A 26889-nucleotide genomic window follows, 5' to 3' on the forward strand; every position below is an offset into this window, starting at 1 on the left:
GTCACATTTTTCAGCACCCACCCGAGTAGGTGCTACTACATCGGATGCTTCCCGGCCGGCTCGACAAGGAACTCGCACTCAGCGCAACGTACGACACGAGTAGCTGGCAACGCGTCCGTGACTACCAGCGCGTCCGTGACTACCAGCTCGCGAACCCCGACGCGAGCAAGGGCGATGCCGCCGGTGACCTCGATCTCGACCCGAACTACATCCACAACTGGTGGTACACGGACGCCCGCCCGCCTGCTGTGAACGCCATCATGACGACGGGCGAGCACGGGTGGATTGAGTCCGAGCCGGGCGACCGCGTGTTCGAGGCGCTCACGCTCCTACACGCGTGGCTGATCGCCGGTGGCTCCATCAACGGTGAAGACTTCATGCCCGTCTGGAGTGAGTTAGCACCCGATAACGACGTGCTTGTTGACGCGCTCGATGTAGTCGGCGTCGGCTCGACGGTGCGGACGCGAGACGGGCGCGTGCCAGAGCGCCGCCCAGAGTCCGATGGTGCGGTGCTCGGGCGATACCTCGCCGGGGTGCTCGGCGCACCCATCGGAACGAAAGTCGAGACAGCCGTACGCATTCCACGCTGGCTCCGTGACTGCCCATGGGACACGCGCCTGCGGTGGGCACGGACGTACGTCGTCGTCCGCGGTGTCGACGAATCCGGTCGCGAGGGTCTCTATCTCCGTAAGGGTGAGCGGTCAGCCGATTACTGGGCCGACCTGTGTGACATATTCGCGGGTGTCGTCGACGACCCAGGTGGCATCGGACTGGTCGATGACACCATCACTCTCCGGGGGGCGGCCTACGACGAGCTATTCGTGCTTCCCGCGCTTCCAGAGTAGTCCGGTAGCTTCGATGTCCGAACACTGGGCTCGGAATCGTGGCAATCTGATTGGGGCGTGAGTACACGGGTGCAGCACTCAGTCCGCCACTGGACTCCCCTCCCGGGAGTATCGTACTTGGCCCCACGGTGAGGACGCTTGCGATCGCCAGTACCAACACCAGTGAGCTGAGATCGGAGCGGACGCCACACTCACCTGAAACGGGATGACGGTCAGGCCGCTGACCACCCCCTCGGGCTCAACACTGTCGCCCACCTCTCCGTTCCAATGCAGTCGGTGACTGGCTCGCGACCGAGGTCGAGGGGGATGGCGACCGCTCACCGATTTCCGGGCGTACCTCTCGTTTGCCTCGAGATCGTACCTTGCGTGTACTCGTTGCTCGCGGTAGTCACGGGTTGAGAGTACCGACTAGTTGGTTCACTGTAAGGGCAAGCATCGTTCACTGGCGGGAGCCAGTGAGGGCCCCATTCTCGATGACCGTCTGCTCGGCCGGGCTCGCGCGGATGCGCAGTGGGAACCAGCCCTCCTCGTCGATGCCCAGCAGTGCCTCCGAATAGCCGGCGTCCTAATGATTGGAATGCCGGAAACGAACCTCTATCAGTTCAGTTGGCGATTCGCCTCGTACCACTCAATCGTCCGTCGGAGGCCGTCTTCGAACGAGACCTGAGCGGTCCAGTCGAACCGCTGTTCTGCACGCGAGACATCGAGACAACGTCGAGGCTGGCCATCCGGTTTCGACGTGTCCCACTCGATAGCTCCGTCAAAGTCAGTCAGTTCAGCGATTATCTCAATCAGATCGCGAATGCTGATCTCTTCACCCGTCCCCAAGTTCACGGGGTCGCTTTCGTTGTACCGTTCCGTCGCGTCCAAGATTCCTTGGGCTGCGTCCGTCACGTAGAGGAACTCGCGTGTCGGTTCGCCCGTTCCCCACGCCGTAATCGAATCGTCGCCTCGTTCCCGCGCTTCGATGCACTTCCGGATGATCGCCGGGATGACGTGAGATGTCTCGAGATCGAAGTCGTCACGTGGGCCATAGAGATTCACCGGCAGCAGATAGATGCTGTCGAAGTCGTACTGGTCGCGATAGGCTTTCGACTGCGTGAGTAAGGCTCGCTTCGCGATACCGTACGGGGCATTGGTCTCTTCCGGATAGCCATCGAACAGGTCGCTCTCTGAGAACGGGATGTCCGTATGCTTCGGATAGGCGCAAATCGTCCCGAGGATGGTGAACTTCTCGACATCATAGCGTCGCGCTTGCTCCATCAGTTCGATGCCCATAATGGCATTATCGTAGAAGTAGCGCCCCGGGTTCGCTGCATTTGCCCCGATTCCGCCAACGGTCGCTGCGAGATGCAGCACCACATCGGCGCCGGAGTCCTCGAACGCCCGCTGGATATCCTCTCGGTTGCGCAGATCGTACTCTGCACTTCGAGGGACGAAGATATCAACAGATTCACTCCGAGATTGGAGTTCGTCAACGACGTGGCTGCCGAGGAAGCCCGCGCCGCCGGTCACCATCACCGTCTTGTCGTTCCAGTAGTCGTGGCTCGTCATCGCCAGTCGACACGACCCGCCCACTTCTCGGGGTTTTCGGCGTACCATTCGATGGTCTGGCGCGCGCCTTCTCTCCAATCGACCTTCGGTTCCCAGCCGGTCAGTTCGTGCAGTTTCTCATACCCGACGAGCAGTTCCTCGACGTCCGAATCGCCGGGGCGATACCGGTCCTCACGCTGGACAATTTCAGGATTGTCCCAATAGCCCTCTTCGGAACCAACTTCCAGAAGCAGGTTCGTCCATTCCCGCATCGAAACGTTTTCGCCGTAGCCATAGACGTATTCCTCGCCCGGGTTACCTTCGAGCGCGACTTGCATGTGGCCGCGGACGCCGTCTTCGACGAAGCACATGTCGCGTTTCGGGGTGAGGTTACCGAGTTCGACGATGTCGCGTTCGAGCGCCTGGGTGATGATGGTGCCCGTGATGTAGCGGGGGTTCTGCCGCGGGCCGTAGTTGTTGAACATCCGCGTCGTCACGGTCGGGAGCCCGTAGGCGTCGTGGTAGTTCATCGTGAGGAAGTCCGCCGCCAGCTTCGACGTCGCATAGACCGACGTGGGGTTGACGGGCGACCGTTCGCTCAGCAGGACCCGGCCATCGTCCTCGTACTCGTGTTTATCGGCCATTTGTTCGTCGACGTTGCCGTACTCCTCGCTGGTTCCGGCCGTGTCGAACTTCGCGATATCCAGGTCGAGATCGACGATGGCCTGCAGGAGGTTCATCGTGCCGTTGACGTTCGTGTCGATCGTCTCGTACGGTCGGTCCCACGACTCGCCGACGTGTGCCTGCGCGCCGAGGTGGAAGAGAATCGTATCAGAGTACTCAGACATCGCCTTGAGCGACTCCGTGACAGAGTGCTTGTCGCGGAGGTCTCCTCGATGGACTGTGATATCATCGCGTAGATGGCGAATGTTCCGCAGTTCACCACTCGAGGTTGCCCGAACGAACACGTGAACGTTCGCGCCAAACTCGACGAGTGTTTCCGTCAGGTGCGACCCCACAAACCCGTCCGCGCCCGTGACGAAGACCGGGCGGTCGTTGAATCGTGCTTCCAGATTCATTCGATACAACATCGTGGAACATCTTACGCTTCAAACATTCGATTGTAATCTAACAGGTCTCCTCTGAGTGACTTAAACGGGGCTCCATACTCCAAGTATCCGCGTCCTCTTCACCTGCCTTCGCCGTGCGCACCCAGTTGGCTTCCACTCGGAGAGCCCTGGCCAGTCAACAAATTAGCCAGCGGACCCGCCCAACCTCTTGTTCTCGGTTAATAGCTCAAGGGAGAGCAGGTTTCGTACACAGTCGTAGTGCTGTTTCAGGGTATTCGACTACGAAACACTTGTTATTAATCAGATACGACTTCAAACCCTACAATGTACTGTTGATTATATTGAATTAAATCATTTCCCACACGATGAATACTTAAGGAGGCTTCGAGAATTTCGATCGCAGTATCTCATCTTCACTAACCCCGTACCAGAAACCCCGATGCTTGTGAACGTGTATTGGTCATTCCGTCTGTGACAGACAACGACCAAGGTTGTAACTGAGGGACGACAGCAGAACATTTTGACCTCCGGTGGTAACCAACAGATAGTATTCGAAACTCGGATATACCTTCGTCCGCACGATTCGGATCATATATCAGACATAGCTGGAACAACCATATACCATACCCCAACAATAAACATATTAGTGGTGTGAATTCTGAGTAGTTAGTAACTACTGCTCAACAGGACGAGTATGAAGGAATTAATTACAATATGTGTGGTGGGGAGATGAGCGAAAACAGCATTCCAACTAACACCGGCAACCTCGGGTTAAGGGCTACAGCGACGAACGGACACGAGCAACCTACAGACCACGAGCAACAGAGTCACTCAGGGGATGAGCTCTTGCTCCAACAGGGGAGCAACCGTACACCCACAATTTCGGTCATAATGCCGACGCTCAACGAAGAGGATGGTATCGAGGAGTGTATTGTCAAGATCAAGACCGCACTTGAAGAATTACAAGTTTACGGGGAGATAATCGTCAGCGACGACTCAACGGACCGTACCCCTGAGATTGCTCGCGAACAGGGATGTGTCGTTATTAACCCAGATCGGGACGGTTACGGCTACGCGTACCGGTACGCATTCGACCACGTTCGAGGAGACTATATCGTCATCGGGGACGCTGATACGACGTATGACTTCGAAGAGATTCCACGCTTGCTCCGCGAGTTGGAGGAGACCGGGGCGGATATGGTTATGGGGAGCCGTCTAGAAGGCGAAATCGAACCGGGCGCAATGCCTCCACTTCACCAGTACATAGGGAACCCGCTTCTCACGTGGTTCCTCAACGCTTTCTATGGAGCGGATGTCAGTGACGCCCACAGCGGGTTCCGCATCTTCAATCGGGAGGTGCTGGAAGATCTAGACTTTCAGACCACGGGGATGGAGTTCGCCAGCGAGATGATTATGGAGGCAGGAGCGAAGAATCTTGATATTGCCGAGGTACCAATCACATATCACGAACGAAAAGGCGAGGCAACGCTAGAAAGCTTCCAGGATGGCTGGCGACACGTGAAGTTCATGCTTCAAAACGCGCCCAGCTACCTGTTTACAGGCCCAGCGATTGGGATGGGTATTATTGGAGTGTGTCTGATGTTTATCTCGATGCTACAGCAACCTGTTGAAGGGGTGTTTCTGGGGACACACACCGCAATAGCTGGAAGCCTATTCATTATCGTAGGGTATCAGGTAGGTAGTCTGTCTATCTTCAGTTCTATCGCGACGAATCCGATTCAGAAACCAAAAGACCCGGTCACGAGTTGGGTCAACCGAAACTTCCAACTCCAGCATGGCGCGACACTCGGTCTTGGATTCTTTGCCTTCGGGGCATTGGGCCTCGCATACTGTACGTGGGTATGGGTAGGGAGTGGATTTTCGATTTCTCCTAACGTTGTTATCACCATCATCTCTGTGACGGCTGTCATCCTAGGTGTCCAGACGGTGTTTTACGCATTTTTCTTGAGCATGATTGCGGAGAACAGGACTTAAGATTTAGTTGGAGGGTTTAATATTGGAATTGGGACACTCAGATAAGGCAGACATAGGCGAAGGTATATTACTCGAAGGCGGAATCAGCCTTGGGTTGATTCCAGCGCCACAATGTAGATCGGAAAATACTCTGCTTACAAAGTTTCTCAATGAGTTCAACAGTGTTGTGTCGGCGAAGCCACTCAGGGATTCGAGTGTTTATTCGCGATATGCGGAAGCAAAAAGTGCAAGTTGCCTTCAATTATCACGATATATAAGTTAGACCTTGAATGAGAGGAGATTCTATTTGATTACAGCTTGGTGAACTAGGAAAGCGGCGTAGGAAGTAATATCAGACACCAGATAATATCTTCACGGTTCAAACGGGGGGTCGGAAAAGAGTTGATTTAGTACGCACATTTTTGCAGAGGCTTTATTCATGCTAGAACCGATCATTCCGCCTGAGTCCTAAGTGTATCGGCGAGTACTAGTGGGTGGAGGTTCACAATTATTGTATGATTTTTTATTCAACCACTGGTGTCGAATGCCATCATTCCCGATCCAGAACAAATTATACCGTTGGGACATACTTTAGTTTCATGTAGTACCCACCATATCGACACATCAATACACCAGAACAATATTTACATATAGCCCAAGTCTTTCAGCCGCTGTTTTACAGAGGAATCGTCTTCAAAGTTTTTGTTAGGCATACGTTCGTCATCGATCTCATATTGTTCGATGATTTTTGGGCTTTCACCGGGATCCAGTATTCCGGGTAATACATGACCATCAAACCCTTCTAGAAGGGGAATATCATGAAGGTGTAGAAGCGTTGGAGTTATATCATTAACAGTACCCTGTACATTTCCTTGCTCTAATCTTTCCCCAGACATTATTAACACTCCCTCTGGGTCGTGATCAGCGACGCGGAGGTGAGGATCTTCGAACCATTCAGAACCGAAATCACCGTAAAAGGAATATTCCCAGTCTTTGGGTTGAATAATTAGATCTGCAGCTGTGCACATATTATCCCCAGAGTATAAAGATTCCTTCCGCACCACATCATCGATCAGTGGTTGGTTTGTTTTGGGATGTTCTAAGGACAAAAGCCGTTCTTGAATTTCATCGATAACATTTTCAACGTTTTCCTGAGCAACAGTCCCGTCTGGAAAAGCTTCCAACTTATTAATGTATATTCTGCCCATATATCCGAATGAGAATACCTCCGTATCAGACCATTCGATTCTTGACCCAAGTTTCTGCTGTTCATGCTCTCCCCAAATTGAACTAATCACCTGGTCAGGAATTACTTTCTTTGATAAATGCCTAACTCGCGGTGGCAAATTATCTACAGACTTGACCAAGAGTTCCCACATACTCTGTAAAGCATCTATCGCCGAGCTACTAGATGTTGACCTTCGTGTAAGGTATTCCATATCTTCAAACACATTGTTTAAATGTATTTTCCCCTTGATTCTTTTTGCGCCATGGTCTGATAATACAATTATATTGCAATTTTCAGGAATATCGTCCAGGAACTGCCCAATGATATCATCTAATTTCATATACAACAGATCCACCGCATTTTGCCCTTCGATTTGGAAATCCCATAGATAATGTTGTGCCCAATCGAGTGTCATAAATACAGACAAGAGAACATCTAATTCATACCGCTGCATTAATTCACGTGTGAGCCGACCTTGGCTTTCTGTAACCCGATCTAATTCATGGTAATATCGTTTCAACCCATCATGCGGATTTACATCTGGATATAGTTTGTATCCATTATCGTCAATAATTTTCTGCACCTCTTCAGGGTAAGCCAAGTTTTGGTTATCAGGTGCAGGAATACCAGAAATAAAAAATGGTTCAACATGATCCGGTGGACGAACCATTGGATAATTGATAACCCCAACATTTAGGTCGTAAGTATTCAAGATATCCCAAACTGGAGTTAGATTTTTGCTATTGTAGTCAGTGGGTTCTATATTATACGTTCCATCGTTTATTTCTAAAAAGTCATAGATGCCATGATCTCCAGGATTCACCCCCGTTGCTATCGAAGTCCAAGCGAGCGGAGTCATTGGAGGGTTAGACGAACGCAAGACACCAGATGAACCAGATTCAATAAGCCCTGATAAGTTTGGTAGCTTATCATCCTCTAATAGACGGTCGATTACCGACCAAGTAGCAGCATCTAAACCGATCACAAGGGTTTTCATAATACCCAAAAATGACGGGAATGTTTTAAAAACTTTGGTTATTAAATTGTGATTATTCTATATATAAAAAACCGATGAGGTAGTTTTAGCCACGTTTCTACACCGCAGGTATTGACTTATGGTTTAAGCCTCTGTATTTTTAACATCCTGGAAGGCGATCGCAGCTATCTTGTGTCGTAATGATGGATGCGGATACATAAGACAGAGATATATAACTGTCAGACAAAATATAAATGTAATAAGTTCCAATGTAGATTCAATGCTATAGAACATTAAGTATGTTTCAATGATAATAGACATACCAACAGAGGATATCAAAATCCAGCCAATTTCGGACTTGTTCATTATTACACTAATGTGACTATTTAAATAATAGAAATTAAGAATTACACCGCCTAGTACCATTGATAACAGGGTACCGACGGCGATACCTTCAAGCCCGAAAGTCATACCTAACATTATATTAAGCAATATATTTAAACAGGTACCTAATAGAGCAGCTTTCGCAGCAAGGTCCGGGCGATCTATTGCTTGGAGACCGCTTCGAAACGTAAGTTGCAGCGATTCGGCCAAGCGATTAATCATTAGAATCACCAGTACCGTGGCTCCAGGCAGATATTCCTTCCCGAATGTAAAATGAATTAGTTCAGTTGATAAGAGTATAACACCGCATGATGCAGGTATAGTAAGCAACGCGCCATAGGAGATACTATCGGTAAGTAAGTGTTGTATTTCATTAAAGCGGCGTTTTTCAAACCATTGGCTCATCACAGGGAACGTGGTTGCCGTATATGACTTACTGAATAAAATGGCAATTGCACTGATTCTCCAAGTTACTTCGTAGATTCCAACGGATGTCCTAGTAAGTAAGTAGCCGATAATTGCCACGTCGATCCAGTTGTAGACTTGTGAGCCAATGATGGCAATAATATTGTACTTTGCATAGTGAACTAGTGAAAGTAAAGCACTGTACCTAGGCCAAGCCAATTGAGTATGGATTAGGAATCCTCCAAATATCGAGGTCAAGCCCAGAGATATAATCAGAGCATATACCATCCCGGCACCTTCTAAGCCAAATTGGGATAGTCCGACACCAGCACCAACCCAAGTGGTTTGCTTTATAAATTCTAATAGAGCAGTTTGACTAACTCTTAGCTCACCTTTGAGTACACCTGTGAGAAGCTCCGTTGCCTCGTGAAGGATTAACCCGACAATTAGAAAATATGCCAACCGATGGCCAATATAATCGTTGATTTTTACCCTAAAAATTAGAATTGAGATAGTAGCGATAAAAAGTAACAATATCTTGCTTACTATGGCAGTTCCCAAAACAGATCTTGGATCCATGCCCTCACTGATTCGCTTTTCTGTTGCGCTTCGAATCCCTAGGTCAGTAGGTACGCTAATCAAGTTGAGGAGGGATTGGAATAGAAAAAAGATTCCAATTTGACTCGGTCCAAATTCTCTCGAGAAGTACAAGATGGCAATAAAGGTAATACCAGTCGTAACTATCTTGGATATAAACAGTATAGAACTGCTCTTTTCGATATCCATTTTAGCCGTCAGAATTTAGCTGTTGGAGCAATTTTGACATTGTATTCTTGAAATTTTCAGCAAATTGTATTTGGCTGTGTATGTTTTTAGACCGGACAATCGCATTGTCGGACATATTTTGCACCTCTGAGTCTGGAAGATTTGAACATGAGATGCATGTTTGTCGTATTGTATCAATTTGAGTACCCTGTAGCCGGATCCCCCAGTCGCCAAGATCATTTGCCACTTGCGGAGGGACTACAGGAATCACACCAAACCGCATCGACACTGCCACTGATCCAGGGTATCCAGATTCACTTGCGGAGGGGAAAATCAGAAAAGAGCATTTCCCACATATCTCTCTGAATTTTTTAGACTCCACATTCACCTTTCCGATGGTATGAATGTTATCCGTATTAAAAAGCTCTTCATGGTACGCATTCTTAAATTCATTTTCTGAGTCAATTGGACCACAAACATACAGGTCACACTCATCCATTGGCGAAAATGCATCAAGCACTAGGTCTAACCCTTTATGAACGAGACCAGAACCTCCAAACCATAGGAAATTAGATTTTGACTCTACCCTAGAACCACGAGATGATATTGGTGCTTTTATATGAGGGATTGAATTCATAATTGATTCGATATATTGTACATTCGTATTGTTCTTGTATGTCTGAACCGTCCCCTCATCACCAATCGCAAGGATGGCATCTGTAAAGCGCTCGTGAGAGATCTCTGAGATCTGTCTTTTTGGTGATAAACGAATAGAGCGGCGCTTCTGTAATCGATCTAAACGCCTGATTTCTGATGAATTTTGAAACTTCCAATGTCTCCCGGTCCCATAAAAAATATTGTGAGTATTTTGATCGACTCTTGATGAAAATCGCTCATAATTTGGACCCATCCCAAACAATATATCATAATTCTCGTAGCTTTCAGGCCGTCGATCTACAGCGTCGTATTGAAAAAGGTCAACATCATACCCGAGTTCGTTGAAAGCTTGCGTTATTGCCCAAGCTTCCCACTTGTTTTGGTGTCGGAAATATAGAGAAGAACTTTCCGGAATGAAAAACGGATCTAAAATATATGATAATAACACACGGCCCTTTGATTTTCTGGTTGTGTTTGAACGCACATGATAGCCCGAGAGCCTCCGATATCCCTTCAGGCGCAATACATCGATAGTTTCGTGGAGGTCCCTCCTCGACACGAAATCCAAGATCTCATTAATAGTACCGTACATATTAATCTTAAAGCCATTTGAGAGATACCCCAACAGAGTTAAAGAATTTCCGAACATGCCTCGTTGTTATAATCGCAAGAAGATATAAAATACGGAGATTGAGAATGCGTGGAAGTCGGAACCATCATAATGTTAAGGCGCTATCTTGTTAAAAATGCAGTCGAAAATGGGTACTACCTTAAACTGCTATGAATTGAGGTCATTATGAAGATAATCCACATCTATGACGGGCATGAAAAAATTTACGGAGAAGACGGCTCCGTGCCGAAGGTTGTGTGGAATCTAGCAAAGCAGGCCGTACTGAATGGAAATGACGTCAAAGTCATTGAACGGGCTTGGAATGGTCTCCCAGAGCAGGAAACAGACTCTGGTGTAGAGTTCAGGCGCCTTGACCTCTCCACAGGTTCTAGCACGCCTTGGCAGGATATCCCCTATAAACAGGTTCGCTCCATATCGGGAACGGCCAAACTAGTTGTCGACCGGTGTAATTTTGCTGTATCCGCGTACCAACTTCTTCGTCGTCTTGATTATGATATAATACATGTCCATCTTCCGTTCGGTGCTAACGTCCTTGTTACACTATTCCCTTGGCTAGCGACAAACATTGTTTACACCGCTCATCTAGGTGAAGTCAAAGATCGAATCACAGAACGGCGGTTCTCCCCAGACGTATATTTAGCCAACCGTACGGCCCGGACTGTTGTCCTAAACGACAATATGAAACAATCATTTATTAATGAGGGTGTCAACTCCGATTCCTTGTCGATCGTACCGAACGGGGTAGATGTTGAGCGGTTTCGAGCCGATCAAGCATTGGATGGGAACCCCGTAGACGTACTATTCGTCGGGACGATAACCCCACGTAAGGGTGTAAAAGAACTTGTTAAGGCTGTTGTAGACCTTGAGGAGCCAGTACGTAACCAAATGCAACTCGGACTCGCTGGGCGTACTGATATCGACGAGCAGTATTACGCGGAGGTTAGGAGCCTGATAAAGCAGGAAGATCTCGTAGACCATGTCAACTTTCATGGATTCGTTGGGGAGGCAAAACTCCGGTCGCTCTATGCGGAGGCGGATGTATTCGTTCTTCCGTCGTTCGAGGAAGGGTTTGGCATGGTGGTCACAGAAGCAATGGCCGCGCGGACGGCAGTCATCGGCTCCCAAGTCGGCGGCATCCCACTTCAGATACATAACGAGGAGAACGGATTGCTTATCCCCCCAGGAGACATCGGGCGCTTGTCTGACGCACTCAAAGACCTCGTGATGTCCGAAGAGCGCCGTAAGGAATTTGCCGCTGCTGGGGTTTCCAAGTCTTATGATTTTAGTTGGGAGACAGTTTACGACTCCTACGACGAGATCTACCAAGCCGTGGTAGCTGAAAAAGAATGAACATAGGGTATTTTTTCACGTCGTTTCCAGAAATTAACGCTTCTGGCGAACCGAATCGGTTTGTCGGTGGCGCGGCAGTCGTTGCGTACAACCTTGCACACGAAATGGACCGGAGGGGACACAACATTGAGGTTTTAACGACCACGGAGGCTAAGCGAGGATATAATTGTAGTGTGCCATTCGACGTTTATTACTACGGTTCACTGGGCTCTGTAGCAAATGCAAACTTGTCCTATAGTGGGGCATTGCTGCCATTTTTCCATAGATATGACATTATCCATATTCATGCCCCGTCTCCCCCCATGGACATCGTAGGGTCGGTGTACTCACGAGTTCATGGCACACCCTCGGTCGTGACCTATCACGCCGAGCCCGAAGCGACAGGCTATGGCTCACCGGCCAGACGGGCGGGTGTCCATCTGTACAAAAGAGCAGTGAGGTCGATAGTAAGAAGCGCTGATGTACTGGTTTCACCAACTGAAAAATTTATTAACAGTTCTCTATTGGCCTCACATCGGCAAAAAGTCCGAGTGGTACCGAATGGCATCGATATTGATCCATCGACTACTGGCTGTGTACCTGAGAAGTCACGAAGGATACTTAACATCGATCCAGACCGACCAGTCATCCTCTACCTCAACGCGCTGGTGCCACAGAAGGGACCTGACGTACTCTTGCGGGCGATGGAAGACATTGTATCCCATATGCCAGAAACGTTGCTTGTGGTCGCCGGTGACGGGCCCTTGCGGTCAGACCTCCAGTCACATGTCGCTGCGAACGGATTGCATGACAACGTTCGATTTGAAGGGTTCGTTGACGAGAAAATAAAGCCACACTACTACAACGCCGCAGATTTGTTCGTCCTCCCGTCTGTGGAGAACCACGAGTCTTTCGGGTTGACAAACTTGGAAGCGATGGCGAATGGTACCCCTGTAATCGGGACCGACGTCGGTGGCGTCTCTGATGTCGTCGCTGATGGCCAGACTGGGTACGTCGTAGCACCCGCGGATAAAGACGCTCTGGCCGACCAGATTCGGTCCGTCCTTAGTGACCAGACAGAAATAGCTCGCCTAAGCGACGCAGCGTGGGCGGTGGCACGTGCTCCGAAGTACGAGTGGTCCACAATCGCTGATCGAGTTGAAAATATTTACCAAGAGGTATGTAAGCGTACATGAGCCGTGTGCTTCGCATGACTGTCGCGATGTTTTGTTTCGGGGTCGCCAGTATACTTGCCGTTCCCCAGTTCAAGGTCACTGCACCGCTCTTTATCGCCATCATCTTGATTTGCCTGTCACCGGTCGTCTTTCTCGCCCTGACTGAGCAGTTGTCCGACTCGGTTGGGGTACTGGCACTGTTCTCCGTCTCGCTTCTCCTGCTCTATCACAATGCACTCGCCACTGAGTTTTTATTCGGGAGGGACATTGCGTTTGAGCTCTACCACGCTCAGGAAATCATTCGCCGAGGGTCCCTCAACTTTGACATGGGGATCAATCCGAAGATGAACGCACTTCTCCCAGTCACGCTCCTTGCGGCTCTCGTCACAAAAATATCAGGAACGAGTTTGACGTGGACGTACAAGGTCGCATACCCCATTGTCTTTGCGTTGACACCCGTTTTCATTTTCCGTGCTGCTAGGCACAGACATGACGCCGTCGTGAGCTACGCAGCAGCCCTTCTATTCACCTCGTACTTCTTTTATTTTACAACGGGTTTGGAAAATATAAAGCAGTCGGTTAGTATCCTGTTCATTGCAATCCTCGGCCTATCACTTGCAAGGCGAACCGCCGACAGACAACTTCAGCTATTAGCTGTGGTCGGGTTGGTGCTAAGCCACTACGGAATTCCGTACATCGTCCTCTTCGGTTACCTCTCGTCTTACGTCTTCCTCACGGTGACCCGATTAATCAATGCGCAACTAGCTCCTGATTGGCGCCGCTTCTCATTACGCTTTGGCCTCATGCTCGGAATCGGAATGGTGACCTGGCATGCAATACTGACTAGCGGAGAGGGGTTCCGATCATTCGTCCTCTTAGGGTACCGAATCAGTGAGTCGGTCGGGGGCCTATTCGGATCCGTCTCAAAGAGCGGCACATATTACGCGACGAGTGGGCAGGCGACGCCCAGTTTTAGCTACCAAGTAATGCGGTACTTTTACATCGCGTCACAGGCGCTTATCGTCATTGGGTTCCTCGGTACCACGCGCCGGCTAGTTCGCAGAGAGGAGGATCTGACGCTCGGCCAGTACACTTTCGCCGGAACAATGTTTACACTTCTGGCAGTTTCCGTTATTGTACCTGCGGTGTTAGGAGGATTTTCTCTGGGGCTCACGAGAATGTACCAAATCTCACTTATTTTCATCTCCATCTTTTTTGGACTTGGTGCTTTCAGAGTCGGTCAGCAATTCGGTGTCAATCGAAAAACAGTGCGCTGGACCCTCGTCATATTGCTCGTCTTCCTTCTCCTGTTCAACACTCGTGTTGTCATGGAGACGAATAACCGGATAGGCGAGTACGATTCGGACTACGCAGCGTCGCTCTCGCTGTCACAGACGCGAATCAACGCTGGGATGGCCGCCGATCGGGAGGTCGCAGGGTACTACCGGACCGCGAACGCCCCGACTGACGTTCGAGCGGCGCGATGGATCGAAGAGTACCTAGACGCGGAAAGGCGCGTGATCACAGACGATACGATGTTGCTCGTTATGTACGGTCATCGAAATCCAAGCCTCGTCGACAACATTCATACGTCGCCCCCAGTGCTTGAACCGGGCTCCGAGGACTCGCTCCTGTATAGAACGGTAAACACAAAGTACGATATATTCATTGGCCGTGGTACCTATTGGGATGCTGGACAGATTCAGAACTCTACGGTCGACGAAAACCTCGTTTATACGACAAAATCAACAAAATTATTTGAATGAATTTGACCACAACTCAAGCTCCGACGGACCGTATAATCAGACCCTCCGGGGACCCACTAATGAGGAACAGGTGCGGGCTTTGGAACTTACGAAGATGAGGAAGAATACGTGACCCTCTCAGTCTCCGTTGTTACGCCATCGTACAACCAAGCAGAGTTCATTGAAGACACTCTCCGAAGTGTGTCAAGACAGACATACAAGCCGATTACGCACCACGTGATTGACGGAGGCTCCAATGATGGTACCGTTGAAATCCTCGCTGAACAAGAGGAGAAGTACGACCTCCGGTGGACATCGGAGCCGGACGGCGGTCAGTCTGAAGCGATCAACAAAGGCTTCGACCGGGCTGAGGGCGAAATTATCGGGTGGCTCAACTCCGACGATGTCTACTTTACAATAGACACGGTTGAGAGGGTGGTTGAGATGTTCAAGCAGACCGATGCCGACGTAATCTACGGTAACGACGCCCTCATTGATGCGGCCGGCACGGTATTCAAGATAAGACGGAAGTATGACTGGGACTATGACCGTCTTTGCCGGGGGATGGTTATCTCACAGCCTGCAACGTTCTTTCGTGCGGAGGTGCTCGAGAATAACCGACTCAGACGCAACCTCCACCTCTCGATGGACTACGAGTTCTGGCTTCGGCTCGGCCGCCATTATTCGTTCAAACACTTAGACGCGATCGTTGCTGGCAATCGGATCCACAGTCAGCGGAAACGCATTGCGGAGGGCGATGCGGCAATCATGGAAGACAAGCGACTGCGCGAGGAATACGGTTGTCAGGACGGCGCCCGCCGCCGAGCGAATTGGTACCTGCAGGATGTACCGAACCTAGCCCGGAGGCGAGCGGAGGCAGCGGTCTCCGTATTGAAAGGAGAACTCCCCCGGGAAAGGTCGATAGCCTTTGACGGTCGGTACCTACACCGGCACCAACTGGCGCTGAACCAGATTCTCCCTCAGAGGTTCGTCAGATGACTTGCTACCAACAGTAGCGCCGCCAACAAGTCACGAATGCGTCATACACAGACGGTTCCCTGTGCGGGTAAGGATGATATCTCGAGACGATTCTCTCTGTGACTCTCCGAAGTGACGGCGTTCCATCAGAACCGAACCGATCTGCGAACGCAAGCGGCGCCGCGGTGTATATGTCGTGGCTCCAGTTTGTCATTGGAGGGCCCATTTGAGGGCGTTCGCGAGACTCCCAGAGGTGCCTCCCAGCGGAGAGCGCATTCTGTATAAGCGGCGACCGGCCCGGGAATCGATTATAATCCTGAGCGAGGGGACATTCTAGGAAGACCCGCCTGAAGGAGTAAAAGTCGGTAGGCCACTCGTCAAGGTACACGTTGGCAAGCGAGACGAGTACCTGTTCAAGCAGGCCGATAAGCAGTTCAATTTCTTCATTTGATCGATATTTCAATGAACAGGTGCGGCGTCGCTCTGTGGCGTCCGCCGCCTGCTCACAGAGTGTCCGATACGTATCCGCGTCTACTGGAAATTCCTGCGGGTCTATCATCTCAAACAGACGCTGTCGCCGGTCGTACGAGGGAGAATATCGTTCCTCAGAGATGAGAACAGCATCTCTGAGGGCGAGCACCAACTTGTCAAACCAGTACGCTCGATTTACCTCCGACGAAAGCAGTTTTGTCGTTCGGTTAAACACCAACCGGAACCCTTCCCAGGGAGGGATATTTTCTTGGTTAAACGACGGCATCGACTCGCGATAGTCGCGGCCATAGAGTAGCGTTGAGCCATATCGGAGATCATAGTTATCAATTGTCGGCCGCATCCGATGGACAAGTGGGGTCAACAGTTGGATTGATTTGACCACGCCAGAGACGTCTATGTCAATTCCATGGGTGTTTCTATACGGCGCGACGACTCTATCGGCAGTTCGTTTCCCGACCGGTGTTAAGGGAAGTATCAGGAGCTCGCAATCACTGACGGGGTCAAGCCCCTCATCTCTGAGTTTGACCGCTCCTTCCCCACGTCCCAGACTCCCAGTCAACAGTATGGTGTGGGGATTCAATCGCTCAACGAGGTCGTCGGTGAGCGAGTTGAGAACATTTGTAAGTCGCCGGTTCGCGGCATCGTCGTACACGTAGGTCATATCAGACCACCGATGTTCCGTCCATATACTCGGGAACCGGTTCACCGAGACTGCTTAAGACTGTTGGCGGAACATCAACAAGTTCCGGGACAGACGACTGAATTGGTCTGTTCGAGACCAAGACTCCATCCATAGAGTCGTGGTCCGGGAGGTAACCGTGCATAGAGACCGGTGTGTAGCTCATCTCGCGGCCAAAGACAGAGAAACTCGGCATCTCAAAGGTCCGCGGGAGGTCAAGGTAATAGATGAGCTCGCCATAGCGGTTATCGGGCATCTCAACGTTGTAGGCCCGCTGCCGTTCCTTAGTAAGGTACATTCCGTGTTCTTCAAGGGGCGCGAGCGCATTCCTGATTTCTTCGCGTTCTTCAGCCGTGCGAGGCCAGAACCGCGCGAAGTTTGAGTCAACAAAGTGAATGTAGTCGTCGAGCGCGTATCCTCCACGAACAAATGTATCTGGGAGAGAGATATGCTCCTCTACCACAGCGTGTCCGTGGTCGGAGAACAGAAGAAAGTCGAATTCATCACCATATTGACGTTCAAATTCTTGGTACTTCACACGGATGAGCTCGTCAATCTCTCTCATCTTCTCAACAGTCTCCTTGCTCTCCTGACCGTATTTGTGCGACAGCGGGTCGATATCGGCGATATAATAGTAGGTCCAATCAGTTCCAGGATCGAATCCTGCTGCTTCAACGGCGATTGAAGACTTCGCTAGGTCGGGGGCGTCATCACCTATCGTTCGGAACGGGATTCCACGCTCACGGAGTATCTCGAAGACGGTTGGGTACGGAAGGAGGTCGTCGTCTGTCCACTTACCGTCGACACATGGACGGAACTGCCCCCAGTGCTCTACCGGAGTGTCGAAAAAGATAGTGAATCCGGGTACTTGCGAATTGTTTTGGTTTATACTAAGCCCAGTCTTATACATCGCATACTTTGAATATACGTTGTGAGGAAGGTGGTCAAGATTGAAACGGTCTATGTATCCAAATGGTGAGTCTCCGGGAGTGCGCTGCCAGATGAACCAGCAATGGTGTTTATTTGGGTATACACCAGTATACATTGAGCCATCACAGGTAGGAGAGTAGCCAAGCTCTGTTCGCATCCGTTCGCTGTGTAACGACGAGAGGAACGGCATATACTCCAGACTACTCGGCTTCAAACCGTCAACAAAGACGGTTAGAGTGTGTGAGTTGGAATTGCGAAATGAAGGCATTAGTTCAGGTTCCACAAGATGATTTGTCAGAGCGAACTAAAGCATTCCGCTGAGAGTGCAGCCGGAGGGGTTCGGGACGCCACATATTGAAAAGATATACATGTCGGCCTTGATATGATTAAATGATGCGGATTGCGTTCGTATCCAACGTCGTCTACCCTTTCGTCACCGGCGGGGCGGAGAAACGCATCTACGAGATTGGATCACGTCTCGTTAACCAAGGCCATGACGTTACCGTCTACGGCCGTCACTACTGGGACGGACCTACAGTAACCAACCACGACGGGATAACTCTCAGAGCCGTTGCTCCCGAGGTTAGCCTCTACACGGACAATGGCGGACGCCGGTCCATCACGGAAGCAATTGGTTTCTCCGCTCGCACCGTCGCACCCCTCCGACGCAATATTGACGAACACGACATCGTCGTCGCGTCCGTATTCCCGTACTTCCCAGTCCTCTCAACCGAACTTGCAACCATTGGAACAGACATACCAGTTGTCACGACTTGGCACGAAGTGTGGCGCGACTACTGGGACAGCTACCTTGGACATCTTGCTCCATTCGGAAAATTCGTCGAAAAGGTCACCGCAAATGTCTCTCAGCACCCGATTGCGGTCTCGGACGTCACAGCTGACCGCCTTGGTGCCATCGGTCCCGCCCGTGAGACCATCGAAATCATCCCGAACGGTATCGATATCGGACAGATTAGAAATGCCCCACTCCCTAAACAGAGCTTCGACGTGCTCTTCGCCGGGCGGCTCATTGAACACAAAAACGTGGAAATCCTCCTTGAGGCATTCGACAATATCGCCGATATACATGATACCACGCTAGGAATCATTGGCAATGGTCCGGAGCTCGAGCGGCTCAAAGCGAAACGCGAGTCAATTACTCACGCGGACCGCGTGGAATTCCTCGGATTCCTCAAAGACTACGAAGACGTACTCGGCCATATGCGCTCCGCCGATGTCTTCGCCTCTCCCAGTACTAGGGAAGGCTTCGGAATCACATTTGCGGAAGCAATGGCCGCAGATTGCACCGTTATTGCCGCCGGTCACCCAGATTCGGCTGCCGCCGAAGTCATTGACAACGCGGGTTTCCTCGTCGAACCTACGGTCGAATCTCTATCAAAGACTCTCGACGCCGCACTTTGCGGTGAAAGACCTCAGACGAATCCCGTCGAACGGGCGCAGCGGTACGACTGGGGGACAGTAGCCGACCAAGCCGAAACCGCCTATCAGGGTGCCATCGATGGCTGCTGGTAATCAGCATACATCACATCGAATATTCTCAGATAATCTCTCGGGACTACTATCGAGTATTCCATCGTTAGGCGATTTCGAGTCCTGCATCTCACATACGCCACAAACAGAGGATCATAGCGACACGCGATTCATCGAAGAAGCTATCGGGTCCATCTAGCGTGCCACCTTACAAAGAGCGATCCAATTAGATGCCTACGGTGGGGGCCGCTACTACGCGGTATCCATCTTACCACTAGGAACGTCAAGGAGAAGACCGCCAACTCATCGCGTTCCAAGACATTACCGACCTCCATAGGTACGAGCGCGAACTTTAGGAGAAGAACTCGGCGCCCGTATTTTAAAGCCACGGCGACGTGGCCCATCATATAGACCGGTGTCCTCATCTTCGCTATTCAATAGTTATTTAAATCGCCGGTTGCGGAGAGTATAATTCGGTTACCACGCCGTTCCCGATAATCTTCTCGCCGGAAGATTGTGGTAAAATAGTCGGCGAGAAAGACAGTATCTTCCACGATGAATATGTTCCGAACTGATACGAAATCGATCTCCAGCCTCCCGACCGGTGAGCGCCAGACCGTCAATCCTCAAAAGAAGGACATTCAGTACGATGGCGACCGACTGGTCCTCGGGATTGCCGATATTCATTCGACACCTTTCGAGTAGAATCGCATCGATGACCGCTAACTGCAAATCAAGAAATAATCGCTCCAGTGATTTCGAACTCCCACGGTTGAGAGGTGAACCAGTTCACCACGCGAAACCCACTGCTTAGAGGCTCGACATTGAGCGTCGCCGAGCGTCGTGCCGAGTATACCCACGAGTAACCGACCGCGCTCAACACACGATTCCTGTTTGAATCGAGACGAAGCTGGTCCTATCGAGTCCCCTCCTTAGCGCACACTGCCGTCTCGGTCGGGCTCTCACCCGTTACCCGTGTGGTGAAGTGGTTCACAGCTCTAGCCTCGCGTGCACCGCCTCACAGTCGACCAGTAACGCCTTCTTCTTGTGTTCTACACCAGAGGCCGTCTGCACGTCCGTCGCTTCCCGCACTCGTACCCCCTCAAGTTCGACCGCCGCCTCGTCGATCAGGTCATACGCGTATCGCCGTGAAACACCGACACAGCCCTGAATTTCGCTAGCCGTCACCGCAACCGTCGATGATTGTCCGCCCTGCTTGTTCTGTGCGAACATACAGATAGCTGCCAGCTTCTCCTCCTTCGTCGTCTTCGTGGCCCCGATATCTCCAAGCGCCGCCAGTTGCTTTTCGACGGCGTCGAGACGCTCACCGTGGGTCGCGACCTGCCCGTTGAACGCTCGGCCCGCATCCGGTAGTTCGCCAATTTCGTCGATCTCAGCATCAACAACCGCCCGGACAGTCCCTTTTAACAGCGGAATGTCCCGGTTGACGGCTCCCGAGAGGCGGTCGGATAACTCCGCAACGGTCGCCTCTAGGTCGGCCACGCGCTCGCACAGTTCGTCCCCGTCCGTCACGGCGTACTCCCCTCGCTCGGTAGACTGTACGCGAGACACTCAACCTCGGTCAAGCACAGCCGGTACGTCCGAGTCCGCGGTATCGTACGTGTCCCGAGCCACGCCCGGGCAAGGAGTTCCGCGATGCCGAGTGTCGGAACGTGTAGTCGGCACGGGGCACAGTCGTCACAGTAACACCGACGAATGTCCCACTCGTCACGGTCCGCAACGCGATAGCCGTAGACTGTTACTGCCCGACCCTCCTCGAGGTCGTTCCCACATCTACTACAGATGACGGGGGAGTTGGGTAATCCGACCGGCAGGCCAGTCAACACCTGCGTCGGCGACGCGAGGACCGGCCCACGATGCGTTCCATCGTCGCCGGGACGTTCGCGATCACGCAGCCCCTCGTCCGTCATTCAGCTGTCCCTCCGTCGTACTCGCGGCCGGGATTGAAACATCCGAAACAAGGTAGGGTATCGCTCTCGGGCCCGTCGCACCAATCGTGTTCGCAGTCGGTACTCTCGGTAGTCTTTTCAGGTCGTCTCGTCGTAGTTGCCATTGCTTCTGTCCTCCGTACAGAGGCGAGGGCGGTGTCTCCAGCACCGTCCATTCTATAGGATCCCCGCCTCGCTCGTAGCTAAGACAAGGAGGTGCAAGAAGTTTACTGATGTAAGGCTACATTGTAAACATACATCAGCAACCATACAAAATCAAGTACCACTGCGGACCACTTACCTTCAGATGGTAGACATCCGGCTCAGCGAGACTGATAATGCCATTCTAAGTCTGCTCGCAGAGGGACGTAACGTCCCGGCTAACATCGCAGATGAGCTGGACTTCACTCGGCAGTACGTTCAACAGCGGCTGAAAAGGATGGAAGAACACGGCATCGTCCAGAATATTGGTCGGGGCGTCTACGAAATCGTCGAAGACCCTCGTGACTCGATGGACACGGGCTAAATTGATGGACCTCCAATAGATCGACCACACGTGAGCGAACTTCTGTGGGCGCCCGTTCGAACTACCACGTCGCACTTCTAACAGGGCGTCCGTTCCCCGCAGCGCCGACGCTGGCGTACCGAAGAGTGTCGAGGCAGTGATCCATCGCGCCAGTCGTCCCGACGTCTTCCTCCTTGTAGCTGTGGAACTCTCGGATGAGATGCTCACACCGGTCTGAGACGAGCAGCCCGACGCGCCCGTCGACCAGCTCGACCTCCGACTCGGTCTCGGTACCCGCCGTCGACCCCCACGTAGCGCTTAGAGGCTCAGCAATCGGCCGAGCCCCGTCGAACTCGAGCCGACGTCGAACCTCCGCGATGCCCGTATCGAGGTCCTTCATCGCTGGCTCGGCGGTGAGACCCGCCCGCCGAAGCTGGTCGATGTGGTCGGGGAAGTGGTCGGCGTAGATCGTCCCGGAGGGTCTACCCTCGAGCCATGCGATGGCATCGTCGATGTGCGATTTGCGTTCATAATACTCGTCGAGGACAACGAGCTGGTCGTAGCCAGTCTTGCCGACCTCAAGAACGACTCGGGGGGCGCTCCATCCGGCATCGTACCCGTAGACGCGCCAGTCGTCGACGACGAGCGATTCGGCCTGAGCGTGTGGGATGACGTGGTCGGCCCGCGTGAACCCATCGTACACGAGGCCAGTCGCGGCGCCGAACCCGCCATGCAGTGCCTGATCCTCCCGGGTGGTCCCGCCGTACTGGCGTTCGAACCGGGCTTTATCTCCCTCATCGAGATACGGGTTATCGAGCGTCGATGCTCGAATGACCTCGATGGAGAGCCCGATCGGATCACCAGCTATATCTTGACGTTGCTCGAGGATTTCCCATGCCTCGTTGTAACCGTTCCCGGTGAGCGTCCAGCACATCACCTTCGGGCCGTCGACCCCGCGGAGCCGCCCGCCGAGCATCTCAAGGAGTTTATGCAGGTTCGACGCATAGTGACTGGGTTCATCCAGCCAAATCGCCCCAAACTCCGCGCCGGCGGTCCGCGACCAGCTATCGGCACTCCCGAGGAGGATCTCCGAGCCGTTGATGAGTGTCAGCCGGTGTTCCGACTTGTTGTAGTCCGCTACGATAGGTGAGGTCTCCGGACCACTGAACGACGACGTGACGCGGTCGGTCTGCTCGCCGGGTAACTGGCTGAACAGCACTCGGAACGTCGTGTCGCGGGCCTTCGTGAAGTCGACACCAATCGCGAGGAAGCGACTCCCGGGATGGGCAAGCGCCTGGGCGATGAGCCAGCGTGCGCCGATGATGCTCTTGCCCGCCCCGTACCCGCCGAGGAACGCGACGATGTCGTTCCCCGCATCGAGTGCGTCGAGACACGCCTGCTGGGCCGCCCAGACATCGTACGTGAGCGTTTCCGAACTGGGGTCGTAGCGGATTCCATCGGGCCGACCCGTGGGATGGGCCTCATCCCACTCGACGGCCACGTCGGTCGGCGCCTCGGGAGACGTGGCGTCTTCCAGTCGCTCGATTCCGCGCTCGATCTCACGCTTTGTCGGCCGGCTCATTGCGAACCTCGCGATCTGATTCTGTCGCCACGGGCTCCGGGCTTCTTCGGGTTCGACATCGTCATTTATCCCCCCGAAGCTCGGCGGCCTCCTCGAACAGCTCGAGGCGTTCGGCCATCTCGTCGAGGTCGGCATCGGAATTGAGCTGCTGGATCCGCCTGGCGAGGACGGCCTGAGTCTTGATCCACTTGATGAGGAGTCGCTCCTCCGCAGGCGTCTTGGGATCGCTGGCGTCGATTCGGGCCTGTACGGTGCGCATCGTGCGGGTGAGCATCGCTTGGAGTTCCTCGCGGTCGGCTATCTCTGCCGTCTTCGTCTCGACGGCAAGTGCCTCCGTTTCATCATCTTCGCGCATATTCGACACCCCTCAGCGAGCGGCTGGCTAAAGTGTGTCCCTCCACGGCGTTACGATGGTGCGCGACGCTTTCGCTCTACGGCGCGGTCGGCCTGGGCGATTCGGACCCACTCGGGGTCGAACGTCGTTTTGACCTGCTTGACGCGACCGTCTCGTCCCCGTGAGTCGATCCACGTCTCGACTAAACCCATCGTCTCCAGTTCGCGCACCACGTCACGAACCGCCCGCTTGCTGAGTGATACGCCCTCCCGAGCGAGTATTTCGTGTAGTACCGCCGTCGTTACCGGCTGGACGATAGAGCCACGACCATCGCGCCGTACGACCATCGCCGTCAACGCGTACATATGATTCAGCGGAATCGCCTCGAGCTTCTCGAGGACCGCCTCCTTCTCCGTAGCCTCGAGATTCGCCGTCACACACTCCGGTGTCACGACATCGAGCCCGCGGTCGTTCGCGGTCTCGCCGGCGTGCCGGAAGAGCGTGAGCGCCTTTCGGGCGTCGCCCCAGCGGTTCGCGGCTTCGCGGACACCGAGCTCGATCGCTGTCTCTGCAATCGCGCCCTCACCGAACGCCCGCCGTAACCTCGGACGAAGAATCGCCTCGAGTTCAGCGGCGTCGTACGGGCCGAAGAACACCTCCTCACCGCTCATGGCGCTCCCGACGCGGCTATCGACCCGGAGGTCGACCTCCAACAGCTGGTTACTGAGGAGCCAGACGGAGAGGCCGATCTCCCGCTCGAGTCTCTTCTCGCCGCGAAACAGCCGGTAGAAGAACTCGTTGGGGTCGTAATTCGAGTCGTAACCGACGTGGTCGATCTCGTCGAGTAGCAGCACCGTCCACGGTGGGTACGCCTCGAGTGCCGCCCAGATGCCGTCGAAGACGCCATCGAGTCCCTCGTAGGCTCCCTTCCGTTCGCCGGTGAGTTCGACGAGAATCTCGTTCGCCGCACTGAACACCGTGCGACACTCCTTGAGATTCACGTACTCGACGGCGAGGTCGTCGCAGCGCGCGGCGAACTCCTCGCACACCCGTCGGGTCGTGAGCGTCTTGCCCGTGCCGGGCGGCCCGTGGACGGCGACCGTCGTCGGCAGATAGCCGTCGTGCACGCCGTTGAGGATAGTCGCGAGCCGGCGCTCCTGGGCGTCGCGAGCGACGATTTCCTGCGCAGCGGCCAACGGATCGAGCGCCCGTTTGTCGGCGAACACGCTCGTCGCCGCGCGGGTCTCGTCGAACAGGTCGTCGTACTTGCTCATGACGCAGTTCCAGCGGAACTACGACTGTGTATGGGGTCGGCGAAGATAACCCCCCGCTTACCCGGGGGGGCACTCGATACCTCACACAAACCGAGAAATCTGGTAGTGGGACCGTCTCTCCAGCCCGTCCCGAACTAAACGCGCTCGGCGAAGTACCCGACCGACCGTTCTAAACCATCTCGCAAGCCGACATCCGGCTCCCACCCGACCTCTGACTTCGCCTTCGAGATATCGGGGCGCCGGACCTTCGGGTCCTGCGGCGGCAGTTCCTCGTACGTGATCCCACTCTCGCTGCCAACTAGCTCAATCACCAGCTCCGCTAGCTCGAGAATCGACCGCTCGTCGGGATTCCCAATGTTCACGGGCGTATCCACACCCGACTCCAACAAGGAAACCAGGCCGTCGATCATATCGTCGACGTAGCAGAAACTCCGTGTCTGCGAGCCGTCGCCGTACACCGTTAGGTCACGCCCCGTGAGCGCCTGCTTCATGAAATTCGGGATGACGCGTCCGTCATCCAAGCGCATCCGCGGCCCGTACGTATTGAAGATACGCGCGACGCGCACGTCCATGTCGTGTTCGTCACGATACGCCCGGACGATGGCCTCGCCGTAGCGTTTGGATTCGTCGTAACACGACCGCGGCCCGTACGAGTCGACGTTCCCCCGATACGACTCCGGCTGCGGGTTGACTTCAGGGTCACCGTACACTTCGCTCGTCGAGGTGAAGAAGTAGGTCGCGTCCTTCTCCTTCGCCAAGCCGAGGGTCTTGTGCGTCCCGAGTGCCCCCACTTTCAGCGTCTTGATGGGGTATTCGCGGTAGAACACCGGCGACGCCAAGCTGGCGAGGTGCATGACAGCATCCAGCTCACCCTTCACGTGGATGAACTCGGTGACATCGTGGTCGTAGTAGGAGAACCGGTCGTTGTACATCGCGTCTTCGAGATTGTCACCGGTCCCACTCACGCGGTTGTCCATCCCGATGACCTCGTGTCCCTCGGCCAAGAGCGAATCACAGAGGTGACTGCCGAGGAATCCAGCCGCACCCGTAACGAGAATCCGGCTCACCGAGACACCTCGTCGGCGTACTGTCCCACGAGTTCCGCGACGGCCTCGTTCATCTCTCCGTCGTCGTGGTGTAGCGCCATCTCGATATTCGCCTGCAGCCAGCTCGGGATGTTCCCGATGTCGTAACGATCACCGTCAAGTTCGACGCCACGCACCGACTCTAGTTGCCGAATCGCATCCGTCAACTGCAGTTCGCCGTCGACACCCATTTCGGTCTTTTCGAGTCGGTCGAAAATCTCAGAAGTAAATACGTATCGACCCGTAATCGCGAGGTTCGACGGCGCCTCGTCCTGTGGCGGCTTCTCGACGAAGTCCTCGACCGCGAAACACTCCTCCTCTTCGCTCGCCCCACCGAGATCTGCAACGCCGTACTTCGGAACGTCCGCCCAAGGAACGCGTTCGAGTGACAGCACCGAGGATTCGTACTCCTCGGCGTAGTCGATAAGTGTCTTCGTGCATGGCGTCTCGTTTTCGATGATGGTGTCGCCAAGCAACAACGCGAACGGCTCGTCACCGACGTGTTTTCGAGCATACATCACCGCGTCGCCGAGTCCGTTGCGTTCCTTCTGCCGGACGTAGTGGATGTCGGCGAGGTCGGCGATGTCTTGGACTCGGTCCAGGCGGTCGATCTTCTCGTCAGCTTTGAGCTCCTCTTCAAGCTCGTACGACTTGTCGAAGTGCTGTTCGATGGCCTGCTTCCCCCGCCCCGTGATGATGAGGATGTCGTCGATGCCGGCGTCGACGGCCTCCTCGACCACGTACTGGATCGTCGGCTTGTCGAGCACGGGCATCATCTCCTTCGGCTGGGCTTTCGTCACGGGCAAGAAGCGCGTGCCGAACCCCGCCGCAGGGATGACGGCTTTGGAGACGTCCATGGTGTGACTCCAAGTC

The 26889-nt window shown here is 53.3% G+C and carries 22 protein-coding genes; 8 read left to right on the forward strand and 14 right to left on the reverse strand.

Features of this window, described 5'->3' with window-relative positions:
• The first annotated feature begins 29 nt into the window (after positions 1 to 29).
• Positions 30 to 845 (forward strand): hypothetical protein, encoded by an 816-nt coding sequence (locus NL126_RS19230; protein ID WP_255196503.1) that lies wholly within the window; start codon positions 30 to 32, stop codon positions 843 to 845.
• 597 nt (positions 846 to 1442) lie between these two features.
• Here the strand turns inward: NL126_RS19230 and NL126_RS19235 are convergent.
• Entirely contained in the window at positions 1443 to 2399 is a 957-nt protein-coding gene (locus NL126_RS19235) for a GDP-L-fucose synthase family protein (RefSeq protein ID WP_255196504.1), read from the reverse strand.
• On the reverse strand, positions 2396 to 3469 hold the full coding sequence (locus tag NL126_RS19240) for a GDP-mannose 4,6-dehydratase (protein WP_350355467.1): 1074 nt from the start codon (positions 3467 to 3469) through the stop codon (positions 2396 to 2398). Before NL126_RS19240 ends, NL126_RS19235 begins: the two co-directional genes overlap by 4 nt.
• A gap of 708 nt (positions 3470 to 4177) precedes the next feature.
• On the opposite strand from NL126_RS19240, the gene NL126_RS19245 reads away from it, so the two are divergent.
• Entirely contained in the window at positions 4178 to 5443 is a 1266-nt protein-coding gene (locus NL126_RS19245) for a glycosyltransferase family 2 protein (protein WP_255196506.1), read from the forward strand.
• Between the two features lie 623 nt (positions 5444 to 6066).
• Here the strand turns inward: NL126_RS19245 and NL126_RS19250 are convergent.
• The 3 genes from NL126_RS19250 to NL126_RS19260 all read right to left on the reverse strand — a co-directional run bounded on the left by NL126_RS19250 (position 6067) and on the right by NL126_RS19260 (position 10486).
• Positions 6067 to 7647: an alkaline phosphatase family protein gene (locus tag NL126_RS19250; protein WP_255196507.1), complete on the reverse strand. Its 1581-nt coding sequence runs from the start codon at positions 7645 to 7647 to the stop codon at positions 6067 to 6069.
• A gap of 123 nt (positions 7648 to 7770) precedes the next feature.
• Positions 7771 to 9201 carry a flippase gene (locus NL126_RS19255; RefSeq protein ID WP_255196508.1) on the reverse strand — a complete coding sequence of 477 codons (1431 nt, stop codon included), beginning with the start codon at positions 9199 to 9201 and terminating at the stop codon, positions 7771 to 7773.
• Between the two features lies 1 nt (position 9202).
• The gene (locus tag NL126_RS19260) at positions 9203 to 10486 is read right to left on the reverse strand and encodes a glycosyltransferase family protein (protein ID WP_255196509.1); all 1284 of its coding nucleotides are present in this window, start codon (positions 10484 to 10486) and stop codon (positions 9203 to 9205) included.
• 147 nt (positions 10487 to 10633) lie between these two features.
• Here NL126_RS19260 and NL126_RS19265 point away from each other — a divergent pair, with 147 nt between their 5' ends.
• The 4 genes from NL126_RS19265 (at position 10634) to NL126_RS19280 (ending at position 15716) form a co-directional block, all read left to right on the forward strand.
• Entirely contained in the window at positions 10634 to 11818 is a 1185-nt protein-coding gene (locus NL126_RS19265; protein WP_255196510.1) for a glycosyltransferase family 4 protein, read from the forward strand.
• Positions 11815 to 12993: a glycosyltransferase family 4 protein gene (locus NL126_RS19270; RefSeq protein WP_255196511.1), complete on the forward strand. Its 1179-nt coding sequence runs from the start codon at positions 11815 to 11817 to the stop codon at positions 12991 to 12993. The genes NL126_RS19265 and NL126_RS19270 overlap by 4 nt, the downstream gene beginning before the upstream one ends.
• 14 nt (positions 12994 to 13007) lie before the next feature.
• The gene (locus NL126_RS19275) at positions 13008 to 14738 is read left to right on the forward strand and encodes a DUF2206 domain-containing protein (RefSeq protein ID WP_255196512.1); all 1731 of its coding nucleotides are present in this window, start codon (positions 13008 to 13010) and stop codon (positions 14736 to 14738) included.
• Between the two features lie 108 nt (positions 14739 to 14846).
• Positions 14847 to 15716, forward strand: coding sequence for a glycosyltransferase family 2 protein (locus NL126_RS19280; RefSeq protein ID WP_255196513.1), 870 nt, complete (start codon positions 14847 to 14849; stop codon positions 15714 to 15716).
• Positions 15717 to 15720: 4 nt separating this feature from the next.
• Here the strand turns inward: NL126_RS19280 and NL126_RS19285 are convergent, their stop codons facing one another.
• Together NL126_RS19285 and NL126_RS19290 are read right to left on the reverse strand one after the other, a co-directional pair.
• The gene (locus tag NL126_RS19285; protein ID WP_255196514.1) at positions 15721 to 16848 is read right to left on the reverse strand and encodes a hypothetical protein; all 1128 of its coding nucleotides are present in this window, start codon (positions 16846 to 16848) and stop codon (positions 15721 to 15723) included.
• A gap of 1 nt (position 16849) precedes the next feature.
• Positions 16850 to 18064 (reverse strand): alkaline phosphatase family protein, encoded by a 1215-nt coding sequence (locus NL126_RS19290; protein ID WP_255198872.1) that lies wholly within the window; start codon positions 18062 to 18064, stop codon positions 16850 to 16852.
• Positions 18065 to 18189: 125 nt separating this feature from the next.
• On the opposite strand from NL126_RS19290, the gene NL126_RS19295 reads away from it, so the two are divergent.
• Positions 18190 to 19329 carry a glycosyltransferase family 4 protein gene (locus tag NL126_RS19295; protein ID WP_255198873.1) on the forward strand — a complete coding sequence of 380 codons (1140 nt, stop codon included), beginning with the start codon at positions 18190 to 18192 and terminating at the stop codon, positions 19327 to 19329.
• Positions 19330 to 20277: 948 nt separating this feature from the next.
• Here the strand turns inward: NL126_RS19295 and NL126_RS19300 are convergent.
• The gene (locus NL126_RS19300) at positions 20278 to 20820 is read right to left on the reverse strand and encodes a hypothetical protein (protein ID WP_255196515.1); all 543 of its coding nucleotides are present in this window, start codon (positions 20818 to 20820) and stop codon (positions 20278 to 20280) included.
• On the reverse strand, positions 20817 to 21218 hold the full coding sequence (locus NL126_RS22205; protein WP_491536953.1) for a DUF8112 family protein: 402 nt from the start codon (positions 21216 to 21218) through the stop codon (positions 20817 to 20819). The genes NL126_RS19300 and NL126_RS22205 overlap by 4 nt, the downstream gene beginning before the upstream one ends.
• Before the next feature lie 325 nt (positions 21219 to 21543).
• Here NL126_RS22205 and NL126_RS19305 point away from each other — a divergent pair, with 325 nt between their 5' ends.
• Positions 21544 to 21762: a helix-turn-helix transcriptional regulator gene (locus tag NL126_RS19305; protein WP_255196516.1), complete on the forward strand. Its 219-nt coding sequence runs from the start codon at positions 21544 to 21546 to the stop codon at positions 21760 to 21762.
• A gap of 61 nt (positions 21763 to 21823) precedes the next feature.
• Here the strand turns inward: NL126_RS19305 and NL126_RS19310 are convergent, their stop codons facing one another.
• The 5 genes from NL126_RS19310 to galU form a co-directional block, all read right to left on the reverse strand.
• A complete protein-coding gene (locus tag NL126_RS19310) occupies positions 21824 to 23323 on the reverse strand; it encodes a terminase large subunit domain-containing protein (RefSeq protein WP_255196517.1) in 1500 nt (499 codons plus the stop codon).
• A gap of 61 nt (positions 23324 to 23384) precedes the next feature.
• The gene (locus NL126_RS19315) at positions 23385 to 23678 is read right to left on the reverse strand and encodes a DUF8136 domain-containing protein (protein WP_255196518.1); all 294 of its coding nucleotides are present in this window, start codon (positions 23676 to 23678) and stop codon (positions 23385 to 23387) included.
• Between the two features lie 50 nt (positions 23679 to 23728).
• On the reverse strand, positions 23729 to 24931 hold the full coding sequence (locus NL126_RS19320) for a Cdc6/Cdc18 family protein (protein ID WP_255196519.1): 1203 nt from the start codon (positions 24929 to 24931) through the stop codon (positions 23729 to 23731).
• A gap of 134 nt (positions 24932 to 25065) precedes the next feature.
• Positions 25066 to 25998 (reverse strand): UDP-glucuronic acid decarboxylase family protein, encoded by a 933-nt coding sequence (locus NL126_RS19325; protein ID WP_255196520.1) that lies wholly within the window; start codon positions 25996 to 25998, stop codon positions 25066 to 25068.
• A complete protein-coding gene (gene galU, locus NL126_RS19330) occupies positions 25995 to 26873 on the reverse strand; it encodes a UTP--glucose-1-phosphate uridylyltransferase GalU (protein WP_255196521.1) in 879 nt (292 codons plus the stop codon). The genes NL126_RS19325 and galU overlap by 4 nt, the downstream gene beginning before the upstream one ends.
• Positions 26874 to 26889 lie beyond the last annotated feature (16 nt).

This window comes from Halorarius litoreus, from assembly GCF_024362405.1.
GTDB classification, from domain to species: Archaea; Halobacteriota; Halobacteria; order Halobacteriales; family Haloarculaceae; genus Halorarius; species Halorarius litoreus.